Origin of the sequence: Marinimicrobium locisalis (assembly GCF_039822625.1) — a bacterium.
Lineage (GTDB): Bacteria > Pseudomonadota > Gammaproteobacteria > Pseudomonadales > Cellvibrionaceae > Marinimicrobium > Marinimicrobium locisalis.
On the sequence record NZ_JBDLLG010000026.1, the window covers coordinates 24,384 to 38,265 of the forward strand.

General features: G+C 58.8%; 11 protein-coding genes. 8 read left to right on the top strand and 3 right to left on the bottom strand.

Annotated features, from left to right (window positions below):
* The first annotated feature begins 24 nt into the window (after positions 1-24).
* Entirely contained in the window at positions 25-1,032 is a 1,008-nt protein-coding gene (locus AAE514_RS15680; protein ID WP_347332500.1) for a tryptophan--tRNA ligase, read from the top strand.
* A gap of 215 nt (positions 1,033-1,247) precedes the next feature.
* Here AAE514_RS15680 and bioA read toward each other — a convergent pair whose 3' ends face one another.
* On the bottom strand, positions 1,248-2,549 hold the full coding sequence (bioA, locus tag AAE514_RS15685; protein WP_347332501.1) for an adenosylmethionine--8-amino-7-oxononanoate transaminase: 1,302 nt from the start codon (positions 2,547-2,549) through the stop codon (positions 1,248-1,250).
* A gap of 397 nt (positions 2,550-2,946) precedes the next feature.
* On the opposite strand from bioA, the gene AAE514_RS15690 reads away from it, so the two are divergent.
* A complete protein-coding gene (locus AAE514_RS15690; protein ID WP_347332502.1) occupies positions 2,947-4,416 on the top strand; it encodes an endo-1,4-beta-xylanase in 1,470 nt (489 codons plus the stop codon).
* 74 nt (positions 4,417-4,490) lie between these two features.
* Here the strand turns inward: AAE514_RS15690 and AAE514_RS15695 are convergent, their stop codons facing one another.
* Both AAE514_RS15695 and AAE514_RS15700 read right to left on the bottom strand, forming a co-directional pair.
* The gene (locus AAE514_RS15695; protein ID WP_347332503.1) at positions 4,491-5,471 is read right to left on the bottom strand and encodes an aldo/keto reductase; all 981 of its coding nucleotides are present in this window, start codon (positions 5,469-5,471) and stop codon (positions 4,491-4,493) included.
* A gap of 92 nt (positions 5,472-5,563) precedes the next feature.
* Positions 5,564-6,700 (bottom strand): beta-N-acetylglucosaminidase domain-containing protein, encoded by a 1,137-nt coding sequence (locus tag AAE514_RS15700; RefSeq protein WP_347332504.1) that lies wholly within the window; start codon positions 6,698-6,700, stop codon positions 5,564-5,566.
* 184 nt (positions 6,701-6,884) lie between these two features.
* Here AAE514_RS15700 and AAE514_RS15705 point away from each other — a divergent pair, with 184 nt between their 5' ends.
* The 6 genes from AAE514_RS15705 to AAE514_RS15730 all read left to right on the top strand — a co-directional run bounded on the left by AAE514_RS15705 (position 6,885) and on the right by AAE514_RS15730 (position 13,848).
* Entirely contained in the window at positions 6,885-7,058 is a 174-nt protein-coding gene (locus tag AAE514_RS15705) for a hypothetical protein (RefSeq protein WP_347332505.1), read from the top strand.
* 9 nt (positions 7,059-7,067) lie between these two features.
* Positions 7,068-8,711 carry a glucose-6-phosphate isomerase gene (gene pgi / locus AAE514_RS15710; RefSeq protein WP_347332506.1) on the top strand — a complete coding sequence of 548 codons (1,644 nt, stop codon included), beginning with the start codon at positions 7,068-7,070 and terminating at the stop codon, positions 8,709-8,711.
* A 379-nt stretch (positions 8,712-9,090) separates the two neighbouring features.
* Complete coding sequence (gene edd / locus AAE514_RS15715) at positions 9,091-10,908, top strand: phosphogluconate dehydratase (RefSeq protein WP_347332507.1); 1,818 nt, start codon at positions 9,091-9,093, stop codon at positions 10,906-10,908.
* A 72-nt stretch (positions 10,909-10,980) separates the two neighbouring features.
* Positions 10,981-12,459, top strand: coding sequence for a glucose-6-phosphate dehydrogenase (zwf, locus tag AAE514_RS15720; RefSeq protein WP_347332508.1), 1,479 nt, complete (start codon positions 10,981-10,983; stop codon positions 12,457-12,459).
* On the top strand, positions 12,459-13,163 hold the full coding sequence (gene pgl, locus AAE514_RS15725) for a 6-phosphogluconolactonase (protein ID WP_347332509.1): 705 nt from the start codon (positions 12,459-12,461) through the stop codon (positions 13,161-13,163). Before zwf ends, pgl begins: the two co-directional genes overlap by 1 nt.
* Before the next feature lie 52 nt (positions 13,164-13,215).
* Positions 13,216-13,848 carry a bifunctional 4-hydroxy-2-oxoglutarate aldolase/2-dehydro-3-deoxy-phosphogluconate aldolase gene (locus AAE514_RS15730; protein WP_347332510.1) on the top strand — a complete coding sequence of 211 codons (633 nt, stop codon included), beginning with the start codon at positions 13,216-13,218 and terminating at the stop codon, positions 13,846-13,848.
* Positions 13,849-13,882: the final 34 nt, after the last annotated feature.

The window sequence follows — 13,882 nt, forward strand, 5'->3', positions numbered from 1 at the left end:
TTTTGGCAGCGACACGATAACGATATGAGCAAACAACGGGTTTTAACGGGCATTACCACCACCGGCACTCCTCACCTGGGCAACTACGTGGGCGCGATTCGCCCGGCGATTCGCTCAAGCGAGCGCGAGGACGCCGAGTCGTTCTACTTTCTGGCGGACTACCACGCGCTGATCAAGTGCCAGGACCCGGAGCAGGTGCATCAGTCCACCCGCGAGATCGCCGCCACTTGGTTGGCGCTGGGGCTTAATACCGACAAAGCCATTTTTTATCGTCAATCCGACGTGCCCGAAATTCCCGAACTGTGCTGGCTGCTCACCTGCATGGCCGCCAAAGGCCTGATGAACCGTGCTCACGCCTACAAAGCGGCGGTGGCTGCCAACCAGGAAGCCGGGGAAGATCCGGATTATGGCGTGACCATGGGGCTGTACAGTTATCCGGTGCTGATGGCGGCGGACATTCTGATGTTCAACGCCCACGAAGTGCCGGTGGGCAAAGACCAGATTCAGCACGTGGAAATGGCCCGGGACATCGCCGCCCGTTTTAACCACCATTATGGGGAACACTTTGTGCTGCCCGAGGCAAAGGTGGACGAGCACGTATCGGTGCTGCAGGGGCTGGATGGCCGTAAAATGAGCAAAAGCTACGGCAACACCATTCCGCTGTTTTTGCCTGAAAAGAAACTGAAGAAACACATCAATAAAATTAAGACCAACCTGCTTGAGCCCGGCGACCCGAAAGACACGGACGATTCCACCGTATTCCAAATTTGGCAGGCGTTCGCGACTCCGGAGCAGACCGAGGAAATGCGCAAGGCGTTTGCCGAAGGCATCGCTTGGGGCGAAGCCAAGAAGCAGTTGTTTGAATTGGTCAACGAACAGCTGGGCGAAGCGCGCGAGCGCTATGAAGCGCTGTTGGCGAACCCGAAACACATCGAAGAAGTCTTGCACGCCGGCGCCGAGAAAGCGCGCGAGCGCAGCCGGCCTTTGTTGCAGAAGTTGCGCGAGGCGGTGGGTATTCGGCCGCTTGGGTAGAGAGAAAATGTTATAGGGGGAATTGTGGCACGGAGGCCGGGGGTGGGGTGAACCCTTCCAAGACCGTGGAGCGGGGGACCCGCGATTCGAGCCCCCAGGGGCCGCTCCATGGCATCCATGCCATCGCGGCATTAGTGAATCCCTTCACGTCATGGGTTCACGGCGTGTCTTGGAAGGGTTTACCCCACCCCCGGCCGGACCACATGGGCCATCCATTACCCCAACTCGGAAACCACCTTGTAAATCCCCCCGGTCAACGTCCGCAACTCCTCCTCGGAGGTCACAAACGGCGGCATAATATAAATGAGCTTGCCAAAGGGCCGCACCCAAATACCTTCCTCCACAAACCGTGGCTGCACCGTCGCCATATCCACCGGCTCATGCAGCTCCACCACACCAATGGCCCCCAGCACGCGAACATCCGCCACGGCGCCCAGGGCTCGGCAGGGTTCCAGCTCGCGCTGGAGCTGCGTTTCAAGCGCTCCCACCGTTTGCTGCCAATCACTATCCAGCAGCAGGTCAATGCTGGCGCTGGCCACCGAACAGGCCAGTGGGTTACCCATAAAGGTCGGGCCATGCATAAACACTCCCGCCTCTCCGCGACAAATACCATCGCTCACCCGGTCGTTGCACAGCGTCGCCGCCAGCGTCATATAGCCGCCGGTCAAGCCTTTGCCCAGACTCAGAATATCCGGGCTGATACCAGCGTGCTCGCAAGCGAACAGCTTGCCGGTCCGGCCGAAGCCGGTGGCGATTTCATCGGCAATTAACAATACATCGTGCTCGTCGCACAGCTCCCGTACCCGCTTGAGATAATGCGGAGAGTAGAAGCGCATGCCGCCGGCGCCCTGGACAATGGGCTCCAGAATAACGGCGGCCAGCTCGTCTTTGTGATCGACCAAAAGCTGCTTGAACTCTTCGATGTAGTGCTCGTCCCACTCGGCGTCAAATTCGCACTCGGGCTGAGGAGCAAATACTTGTTGCGCCAGGGTGTGGCTGAACAGCTGGTGCATGCCGGTGACCGGATCGCAAACGGACATGGCGCCGAAGGTATCTCCGTGGTAGCCGCGCCGCAGGGCCAGAAAGCGGTGTTTTTCGGGCTTGCCCTGGGACTGCCAGAACTGCATGGCCATTTTCAGGGCCACCTCGATGGAAACCGAGCCCGAATCGGCCAGGAACACTTTGTTCAGCCCGGGCGGGGTCAGCTCGACCAGCTGTTGGGCGAGCCGAACCCCCGGCTCGTGGGTCAGGCCGCCAAACATAACGTGGGCCATTTTCCCCAGCTGCTCTTCAATGGCCTGATTGAGCGTGGGGTGGTTGTATCCGTGCAGTTGGCACCACCAGGAGGCCATGCCATCAATCAGCTTCCGGCCGTCGGCCAGGTGCAAGTACACCCCCTGTGCCCGCTCAACGGGGAATACCGGAGTCGGGTTCAGAAACGAGGAGTAGGGGTGCCATACGTGCTGACGGTCAATATCCAGGATCTGATCGGCGCTGAGGGGCTGAGAATGGGACATAACGGTTCTCTAACGGTTGGGACGGGTTGGCGGTGAATGCTCGGTTGACGGCTCGGGGGTTGGAGCTACCCTTTATTGAGGACGACAGATACAATTTGTTGGTAAAAGCGCCGAGCCTTAAAGGAGGGCCAAATTACCAGAAAAGCCTTTAAAAATCAGCCGCTTCGGCCTACCGTCCGGGATCGAGTTGTTTTGGCGCCTGAAATTTTATTTGTTTAGGTCTTGACCGGACCTTTCGGGTATCGTAACTTGTAGTCCTTCTGACCAAAAGCGAGTGGTCTGATCTGCCGGAAGACTGCCTGCGTAACTACGATCTATACCAGTCGCGGTCAATTGGCTATACTTCGGTAATCTCTATCGGAGTCAATTGTGTGACAACAATAACGGGGTTTTAATTATGAAGTTTTCAAAGCGTTGTCTGGCCAGCCTGACGTTGGCGCTGCCCTTGGCGATGGGCGCCACCGCACAAGACGAGGGCCCGCTGGCCGCCGGCCAGGATAAGTTTCTGGGGGGCGTATACTCTCCCAGTCAGCTCCCCGAATTTGAGCAGTATTTTAACCAGGTGGTTTCCGAGAACGCCGGCAAATGGGGCGTGATCACCAATAGCGAGACCCGGCCCGCCGCGTATGAAGATGAATGGTTTACCGCCGAAGGCGATAACAGCTGGGCCGGTGGGTTGGATGAGTCCGTGGCCTTTGCCGAAGAGAATGGCTTCCCGTACCGCTTTCACGTCATGCTGTGGGGCAACCAGCAGCCGCAGTGGATTGCGGACCTTGATGAAGCCGCGCAGATTGACGCCATTGGAGAATGGTTTACCGTGGTTTCTCAGCGGTATACAGACGCGGAAGGCAATACCCAGCTTGACTTCGTTGAAGTGATTAACGAGCCGGTTAACGATGCGCCCGATGCTCCGGATGATAACGGCCAGGGTGGTAACTACATCAATGCCCTGGGCGGCGACGGCGACACCGGCTGGGACTGGGTTATCGACGGCTTTACAATGGCGCGTGAACATTTCCCTAATTCCAAGCTGATGATCAACGAATACAACGTGCTGAGCAGCACTGAGGTTCGCTCTTCCTACATTGAAATCATCGAGTTGCTAAAAGAGCGGCAGTTGATCGACGCCGTGGGTATTCAGGCGCACGCTTTCTCGACCACGGGTACGGCGGGTGAGATTTCAGACGCGCTTGAAGAAGTGGCCGCTCTGGAATTGCCCATCTACATCACCGAGATGGAGCTGGATGGTCTGACCGACCAACAGCAATTGAACGACTACCGCCGTGTTTTCCCGATTTTCTGGGAGCATGAGATGGTTAAGGGTGTGACCCTCTGGGGTTTCCGTCCGGGTCTGTGGCGTGACGAGGAACGCGCTTACTTGGTGGATGAAGACGGTAATGAGCGTCCGGCCATGACCTGGTTGAAGTGCTACATGGACACCATGGCCTCCGGTGAGCCGGCCGTGCTGCCGAACCAGTCCATTCAGGTGGATGTTGAGCCTCGTTCGGGTCACTCTTTGGGGCAGGCGTTGGATTGTTACGGCGCCAACTCCAGCCAGACCGAATCCTGGAGCATTGCGGGTGGGTCCGGTGAAAACGTCCTGACCATTGACGATAACGGCGCAATCTTCCTGGCGGACGGTCAGAGCCTGAATGCTGGTGAAGAGCTGACGCTCGACCTGGTGGCTGCCAACGCTGAAGCGGACAGCGAGCCCACAACTGTTACCATTTCCGTCAGTGACAGCCTGGTAGTGCCGCCTTCGGCTGAGCTGCCCAAGGGTGCTGACCACGGTGGTTCCACCAACAGCCTGTTCCTGATGGTGCTGGCCCTGTTGGGCGGTGTGCGGGTTCTGCGCCGTCGCGCTTAATCAGCCACTGCGAGTCAAAAAAAAGAGCGGCCATTGGCCGCTCTTTTTTTATGTCTCGCATTTGAAGTGGGCTGTTAATAAGCCCCACGAATATGCTGTTGCACCTGGTGCTGGTAAAAGTCATACAGCTCTTCGTGGAGCTCGTCGGGAAGCGGTTTCAACCCACTGACAGCGGCGTTCTCGCGTACTTGTTGAGCAGAGCTGGCGCCCGGGATAATGCTAGTGACCGCCGGCTGGTCCAGCAACCAACGCATGGCCATTTGAGCCATGGTGTAGCCTTCCGGAACCTTCTTTTCCAGCTCGCGAACCAGCTTTACCCCGGTTTCGAACGGAATGCCCGCAAAGGTCTCTCCCACGTTAAAGGCATCGCCATCGCGGTTGAAATTGCGGTGGTCGCTTTCCGCGAACTGGGTTTTTTCGGTGAACTTGCCGCTAAGCATGCCGCTGGCCAGGGGCAGGCGGACGATCACGCCAATGTTCTTATCCTCGGCGCGAGGAAGCAGTTCATCCAGAAGCTTTTGGCGGAAGATATTGAAAATAACCTGTAGTGAGGTCAGGTCATCATGCTCGGCGCAAATCAGGCCTTCTTCCACGGTTTCCACGCTGGCGCCAAAGTAGCGTATGTGGCCTTCCTGCTGAATGGTCCGCAGCCAATCAAAGATTTCACCGCGACGCACCACTTCGGTGGGCACACAGTGCAGTTGAAGCAAGTCTAAAGCGTCGGTTTTCAAGCGGTCCTGAGCCCGCTTAACCGAATCCCGCATGTGGGTCAGGGAGTAGCCGTCCGGGTAGCTGCCATCACCGCGCCCATATTTGGTGGCGATGACCGGCTTCGGATCTCGATTGCCCAGATGCTCTCCCAAGTAGCGCTCGCTTTCCCCACCACCGTAAACATCGGCGGTATCGAAAAAGGTAATGCCTTCGGCCAGAGCCGTATCGACAATCTCGGCAACGGTGTCGGCGCTAATGGGACCGAAATCGCCGCCCAATTGCCAGCAGCCGAGGCCGACTTCGCTCAATGTTAAATCGCTTTTACCCAGTGGTTTGGTCTGCATAGGGGCTCCTGTTCGCTTGGTTTTGGTCAGTTTGACTATTTAACAGTCTAGCATTCTTTCCGGCCGCTGAGGCTCTCGCGCCAGTGCCTTTGTTAGTCCGTTAGGCAAGCGGGGTCAAAGGCATAGTGATGATCGAGCCAGTCCAATAACTCTTGGGCCAGATGGCTCTCGGCGCTGCGAGGCGCTCGAGTGGCGAAGGGCTCGTAGCGTGCTTTTAGGCTCGCCTTCTCGGCTTCGCTCAAGGCCGTCAGTCCGCGTTCCTGAAACAGTGGCAAGTCTTCCTCCAGGCACTCTCGCAACCCCGAGGGGCACCAGCACTGCAAGGCTTGTTGGAAGGCCTCGGCGGGGCGGTAATCGGGGCCCCGGGCGTAAGCCGTTGGCAAAGTCGCCAGTGGCAGGCGGGAGAGGTAGGCCTGGTTCATCGGGTTGACCGCATGGCCGGCGACCGAGCCGGCCAGTTGGGCGTGGCTTGTCGGGTAGGGCGCCAGGCGTAGAAAGTCGCAGAGTTTGGCGCTGTCGTTCACCGGGTAGTTATCCCACAGAAACGGGCGCCGCCCGAGCCACTGGGTGACCTCGGTCAGGTGTTCCCGAGGGTACTGGCCGGAGCAGACCTCCGGGCCGGTCCAGAAAATATCAATCGCGGAGTCAAGGCCGCGGCCCAGCTCCGGCCAATAGTGTTCAGGCCGGGCGCCAAAGACCTTTTCCAGAATCGGGTCCGGGCTGTAATAGGTGGGGCACAGGATTACCGAGCGTGCGGTGCTCACTTCGGCGGCGGTGTGGGCCAGCTCGATTTGCCGAGCCGCCAGCTCTGGCAGATCCCCGCGCATATCGTCAAACAGCAGGCACAGAATGTCGGGGTTCAATTGGTTCAGTCGGCGGATTTTGGCGCACAGGGCGGCTCGGCTCTCGGCCGGGGGTTCTCGGTAAAGCTCCAGCGGGCTCAGGCCCACTCCGAACCGGATGCCCTTATCCTGGCTGTGCTGGCGCAGCCGCTCAAGGTGCTGCCACTCGGCGTCTGGCCAGTGCCGGGTCCAGTGGCGACGCAAATAGGCGTCGGCCTTGGGGGCGTAAAGGTAAAAGTCATAACCCGCGGCGGCCATAAAATCGAGCGCCTCGGCCCGTGCGGGCCAGGACCAAGGGCGGCCGAAAAAGCCCTCAATCACGCCTAGGGGCGTCGCGGCGGAGGGGCCTGAGCGCTGGGGCTGGTGCAAAGCTGGGTGCCGGGGCATGGGTGTAAACTCGCGACAAGGCAAAGCGGTCAGCTTACCGCCTGACTGGCCGTCTGGAAAGCCCGTGAAATTGACTTTTGCGCCCTAAGTGCTTATTATGCCTGCCCTTTTAAAGCACGCTCAATCTCTCGCCAAGCCAGAGGTGGCGGGGTGCCGGGCCCAATAGCCGGTCTGTGAGGACGGCTTGAGCGGCACCCAAACGCAACCGCGCTACCTTCGCTTTATACCTACGCTGACCTGCGCGTCGGTCAACCGAAGCGACGGTTGGGCCAACGGCTGGCTGGTGTTGAGCCGGGCGACGGGTCTCGCCAGTGACGAGACGCTTCCAACCCAAGTGACCCGCTCTGCGGAAATATGAGGTCGATACATGGCAAGTCCTACCCAGTTACCGAGTTGGCAATCCTTGACCCGGCATGCCGAGAGCCTGCGTCAGCGGGAGCTCAAATCCCTGTTCGCCGAAGACCAGACCCGGTTTGATAGCTTCTCCATCAAAGCGCCTCACCTTCTGCTCGATTACTCCAAAAACCTGATTACCGAAGAGACTCGCAAAGGCCTGCTGGCCCTGGCGGAAGAGTCCAAGGTGGCCGACTGGCGCGACCGCATGTTCGCGGGCGAGCACATCAACCGCACCGAAGACCGTGCCGTTATGCACGTGGCGCTGCGGGACAAATCCGGTGAGCCGATCATGGTCGACGGCAAGGACGTTCGCCCACAGGTGGAGCGCGAGCTGAACCATATGCGGGAGCTGACCGAGAGCGTGCGCTCCGGTGAGTGGACCGGCTTCTCCGGCAAGCGCATTACCGACGTGGTCGGCATTGGCATCGGTGGCTCCAACCTCGGTCCGTTGATGGTAACCGAAGCGCTGGACGCCTACAGCGATGACACGCTGAGCATGCACTATGTTTCCAACGTGGATGGCTTCCAGATCGCGCAGGTGCTCAAGCGCGTCAACCCCGAAACCACGTTGTTTATTGTCGCCTCCAAGACGTTTACCACGCTGGAGACCATTACCAACGCCAACACGGCGCGGGACTGGTTTCTCAAAGGGGGCGGCTCGGAAGAGACTACCCGCCAGCACTTTGTCGCCGTGTCCTCCAATGTGGAAAAGGCCGTTGAGTTCGGCGTGGCTGAAGAAAATATTTTTGAAATGTGGGACTGGGTGGGCGGTCGCTTCTCCCTTTGGTCCACCATCGGTTTGCCCATCGCGTTGCAGCTGGGTTTCGATCAGTTTGAAGAGCTGCTTCAGGGCGCCTTTGAAATGGATCGTCACTTTAAGGAAGCGCCTCTTGCCGAGAATGCGCCGGTCATGCTGGCCTTGGTCGGTGTTTGGAACCGCAACTTCCTCGGCTATCCCGCCCATGCGCTTCTGCCTTACGACCAGTGCTTGCACCGTTTCCCGGCCTACATGCAGCAGGCGGAAATGGAAAGTAACGGCAAGTCCGTCAATTGGGAAGGGGAGACCCTGACCTATGGCAGCGTGCCGCTAATCTGGGGTGAGGTTGGCATTAACGGCCAACACGCCTTCTATCAGTTTCTGCACCAGGGCACCGATATTATTCCCGCCGACTTCATTGGCTCGGTGAAGCCGACCATCGAGGTGGAAGGGCACCACGATGCGTTGATGGCGAATATGTTTGCCCAGACTGAAGCGATGATGAAGGGCATCGATATCGATGAGGTGCGGGCGGATTTGAAAGCCAAAGGCATGGACGATGCTCGCATTGAGGAAATTGCCGCCCATAAGGTCCATCGCGGTAATCGCCCCACCAACACTTTGCTAATGGAAAAAGTCACGGCCCGCTCACTGGGCGCGCTGATTGCCCTCTACGAGCACAAAATCTTCACTCAGGGCATCATTTGGCAAATCCACTCTTTTGATCAGTGGGGTGTGGAGCTGGGCAAAGTTCTGGCCAAGGGTATTCAGCCGGAATTGGCCCCCGGGGCGCCGGTAAGCGACAAACATGATGCCTCCACCCGCAGTCTGATAAACTACTACAAAGAATCAAAGTAACAGCGGACGACCATAAGCCGCCAGTGGTGTACACCTCTGGCGGCAAAATCATTTTAAAGCCGCTGTACGAACACATATGCACGGGGACATGTGAGAGAACCGAACGGTACTGGGTGACAATGAATCACCCGGACCTGCAGGAGCATTAGACCGTGAATGAGTCAGCCAGGCAGGGTGGTACAACCGTGGAAGCGCGGCTGATTAGAGCCCCCCGGGAGCGAGCGCCCAGGTGCTCCATCGGTGCGCTGCACCGGCTCAACCCACCCGCACGCGGGTGTGAGGTTGCCCGTGGCCAGCTCTGAGGCGCGCGTCCCCTTGGCTAGAGCGAACGTCACTGGCTGGAAGTCTGGCTGGAAGTAAAGTTATCAATGGTGCTGAAATGACTCACAAAAGACTCTCCGAAATTACCCAGCGGATTATTGACCGCAGTCGCGACACCCGAGCCGCCTATTTGGAGCGGGTGGACCGGATGAGGTCCGATGGCCCGCACCGTCAGCGCCTGTCCTGCGGCAACCTGGCCCATGGCTTTGCTTCCGCAGGGGGAGAAGACAAACAAATGCTGGCCCACGGGGATACGCCTAACCTGGGGATTGTAAACGCCTTCAACGACATGTTGTCGGCCCATCAGCCCTACGGCGAGTACCCGGACAAAATTAAAGCTGCCGCCCACGCCAACGGCGTTACCGCCCAGGTGGCCGGCGGTGTGCCCGCCATGTGCGACGGCGTGACCCAAGGGCGCGACGGCATGGATCTGTCCCTGTTCAGCCGCGATGTGATTGCCATGTCCACCGCCGTGGCGTTGTCTCACGATATGTTCGATGGCGCCTTGTGCCTGGGCATTTGCGACAAAATCGTGCCGGGGTTGATGATTGGCTCCCTCTCATTCGGTCAGTTGCCCATCGTGTTTGTTCCCGCCGGGCCCATGACGCCGGGGTTGCCTAACTCGGAAAAAGTGAAGGTTCGCCAGTTGTTTGCCGAAGGCAAAGTGGGCCGCGACGAGTTGCTCAAGGCCGAGAGCGAGTCCTACCACAGCCCGGGCACCTGCACCTTCTACGGCACGGCCAACAGCAACCAGATGCTCATGGAAATGATGGGCATGCAACTGCCTGGTAGCTCCTTTGTGAACCCCGGTACCGGCATGCGCGACGCGCTGACCACCGAAGCGGTGAATCAATTGGTCAAACTGACCCGTCGCGGCGATCAGTATATGCCCATGGCCGATATCGTTGATGAGAAGGCCGTTATCAACGGCATTATCGGCCTGCTGGCCACCGGCGGCTCCACTAACCATGCCATTCACCTGGTGGCCATTGCTCGTGCCGCAGGCGTAATTATCAACTGGCAGGATATGGCGGATTTATCCGAGATTATCCCCCTAATGTGTCGCATCTACCCCAATGGCCTCGCGGATGTAAACCGCTTTCAGGCCGTGGGTGGCATGGGCTTTTTGATTCGCAGTCTCCGCGCCGAAGGCCTGATGCACGATGACGTCAAAACTATCATGGGTGAGGGCGGCATGGCCCCCTACGCCAAAGAACCCTTTATGGAAAACGGCAAAATCGAGTGGTGCGATGCCCCCGAGAAGAGCCTGGATGAGGATGTTCTGCGCCCGGCCGGTAGCGCTTTCAGCCCCACCGGTGGCATGGCGCTGCTCAAGGGAAACCTGGGCCGTTGCGTAATCAAAGTGTCCGCTGTTAAGCCGGAGAATCGCAAGGTTAAAGCCCCGGCGCGCGTGTTCTATCGCCAGGAAGACCTGCAAGCGGCCTTTAAGGCCGGCGAGCTGGACCAGGATTTTATCGCCGTGGTCCGCTTCCAGGGGCCCAAGGCCAACGGTATGCCGGAACTGCACAAACTCACTCCGCCCCTGGGCGTGCTCCAGGACCGGGGATACAAGGTGGCCCTGGTCACCGATGGCAGGATGTCCGGTGCCTCTGGTAAAATCCCCGCCGCCATTCACCTGACCCCCGAGGCCCTGGATGGTGGCCCCATTGCGCAGGTACGCGATGGCGACATTATCGAGCTGGATGCCGACGCGGGCAAATTGGAGTTATTGGTGTCCGAGGAAGAGCTCAACAGCCGCACTCCGGACCAGACGGATATCTCCGCGAGCCACTATGGAATGGGCCGAGAGCTGTTCGCTCCCCTGCGTGCCGAAGTCGGCCTCGCCGAAGAGGGTGCCACCGTCTTCCGCTGGTAGCGAGCGCGCTTGAGTCCGGCGCTGGCCGGGCTCCACACAAACCGCCAATACAGAACACAAGGTTTTAAATCCATGCTGAAAGCATTTGATTTCGTTATTTTCGGTGGTGCTGGTGATCTGGCACTGCGCAAATTGATCCCCGGGCTGTATCGCGCCTATTGCAACGGCGAGCTGCCCGAAGGCACCCGCATTTTCGGCACCTGTCGTCGTCAGGAGGCCGTGGATGAGTATCAGGACAAAGTGCGCGGTGCGGCTGAAAAGCATTTGCGTCAAGGCGAGTTCGTGGCGGAGACGTGGGATCGCTTTGCCAAAATGATTCACCCCTTGTTTCTGGATATCAGCTCCCTGGATGAACACTGGGAGAAGATGGCGGAGATTCTCAAGTCGGGTAACGATCAGCGGGTGTTTTATCTTTCCACCCCGCCCAGTGTATTCGGCACCTGCTGTAAGCACATCTCTGAAAGCGGCTTGATCAGCGACACCACGCGCGTGGTGGTGGAAAAGCCCCTGGGCTATGACGCCAAGTCCGCGGACGATATCAACACCGAGATCGGCGAGTACTTTGAAGAGAAAGCGATCTACCGCATCGACCACTACCTGGGTAAGGAAACCGTTCAAAACCTGCTGACCTTGCGCTTCGCCAACGCCATTTTCGAGCACCTGTGGGATGCCAAAACCATTGACCATGTGCAGATCAGCATCGCCGAGGAAGTGGGCCTTGAGGGTCGGGCCAGCTTCTACGATGACGCCGGCGCGCTGCGCGATATGGTCCAAAACCACTTGCTGCAACTGCTTTGCCTGGTGGCTATGGAATCCCCCAACAAGTTGACCGCCGACAGTATCCGCTCCGAAAAAATCAAAGTGCTGGAGTGTCTGCGCCCGCTCACCGGGGATGCCGTCAAGTGGCACACCGTGCGCGGCCAATACGTGGCCGGCGAAATGGATGGGGAAAAGGTTCCGGGGTACCTGGATGAGCTGGGCAAGGACAGTAATACCGAGACCTTCGTCGCCATTCGTGCACACATTGATAACTGGCGCTGGGCCAAGGTGCCGTTTTATCTGCGCACCGGCAAGCGGATGACCGACCGCTTTGCGGAAATTGTCATTCAGTACAAAGATGTTTCGCACGAGGTTTACCCGGAAAGTGCCGGCCGTGCCATTCCCAACCGGTTGGTGATTCGCCTGCAACCGGAAGAGAGCATCCAAATGGTGCTTATGTCCAAGAACTTGGAAAAGCATGAAACCGAGCTGGCGCCGGTGGTGCTCAACTTGAATCTGGCCGAAAAGTACAAGCACTTTGTCAGTGATGCCTACAAGCGTCTGATGCTCGATGCCGCCGCCGGCGATCCGAGCCTGTTTATTCACCGCGCCGAAGTGGACGCCGCCTGGGCCTGGATTGATCCGATTGTCGAGGCCTGGAAACGCCCCGAGAACAAACCCATGGCTTACCAGGCGGGAAGCTGGGGGCCCGACGCCTCCGAAGAGCTGCTCAGCGGTGATGGCCGCAGCTGGTTCAACATTGATGAATTTTTAGGAGAAGGGCAGGACTGATGCTGCAGGAAAAGATGTTTGACAGCCGCGAAGCGTTGCTCGCGGCCCTTCAGGAAGACTGTGTTGATGCGCTTGAGTCCGCGTTGAAAGAGCGGGACCAGGCGAGCTTTTTGGTCTCAGGGGGCAGTTCTCCGGCGCCGCTGTATCAGCGCCTGAGCCAAATTGCTCTGGACTGGAAGCGTATTCAGGTGGCCTTGGTGGACGAGCGCTGGGTCGAGCCCGGCCATGCCAAGAGCAACGAGAGTTTTGTACAGAAGAACCTGCTCCAGCACGCCGCCGGCCAGGCGCCGTTCCTGGGCATGAAAAACTCAGCCGCTTCTGCCGCCGAAGGCCTCTCTGCTTGTGAGCAGGCCTATCAAAAGCTGCCGCAACCGTTTGATCTCACCATCCTGGGCATGGGCCCGGACGGTCACACCGCCTCTTTGTTTCCGAACGCCGAAGGGCTGGAAGAGGCCCTGACCACCGACAACGTCTGCTCGGCGATTACCGCGCACCAGAGCGAGGTAACGGGGGAGTATACCGAACGTATGACTCTGAGCCTGACCGGCATCTTGAATTCCCGCCGGTTGGTATTGCTGATCACGGGCGAAGATAAGCTGCAGGCACTGAGAGCGGCCCAGGCGGGGGACACCCTCAGCGACATGCCGGTGCGTGCGGTGCTGCAACAAGACAAAGTGCCCGTGACCCTATATTGGGCACCCTGATTAGGGCGGTCCAACCGAACCAACTGATCCATCGAATAGCGAGGAAAGCATAGTGGCGTTAAGTATCGAGAAAATTGTTCAGGTCGCTCCCGTTGTCCCGGTCATGGTGGTAGAGCGCCTGGAAGACGCCGTTCCCCTGGCGAAGGCCCTGTACAATGGTGGCCTTAAAGTGCTCGAAATTACCCTCCGCACCCCCGTGGCGCTCGATGCCATTCGCGCCATGGTCGATGCGCTCCCGGACGACGCCGTGATCGGCGCCGGCACCATCGTGACCCCGGACGACCTGAAAAAGGCGGTGGAGGCCGGCTCCACTTTCTTGGTCAGCCCCGGCACCACGCCGGAACTGATTGAAGCGGCCAAGGCGAGCGATGTGCCGCTGTTGCCGGGTATCGCGACACCCAGCGAAGCGATGAACCTGCTGGCGCACGGCTTTACCCATATGAAGTTTTTCCCGGCCGAAGCCGCCGGCGGCGTGCCCATGATGAAATCCATCGGCGGGCCCTTGCCGCAGATCACCTTTTGCCCCACCGGTGGTATCAACCTGGCTAAGGCGCCGGAGTATCTAAGCCTGCCCAATGTTGCCTGCGTGGGCGGCACTTGGATGGCTCCGAAAAACCTGATCGCTGAGAAGCGTTGGGATGAAATTGAAACGCTGGCTCGCGAAGCGGCCCAGTTGGAGCGCTAAGACGCGCCTCGCTTTGTTCTCATAGAGTTTGACC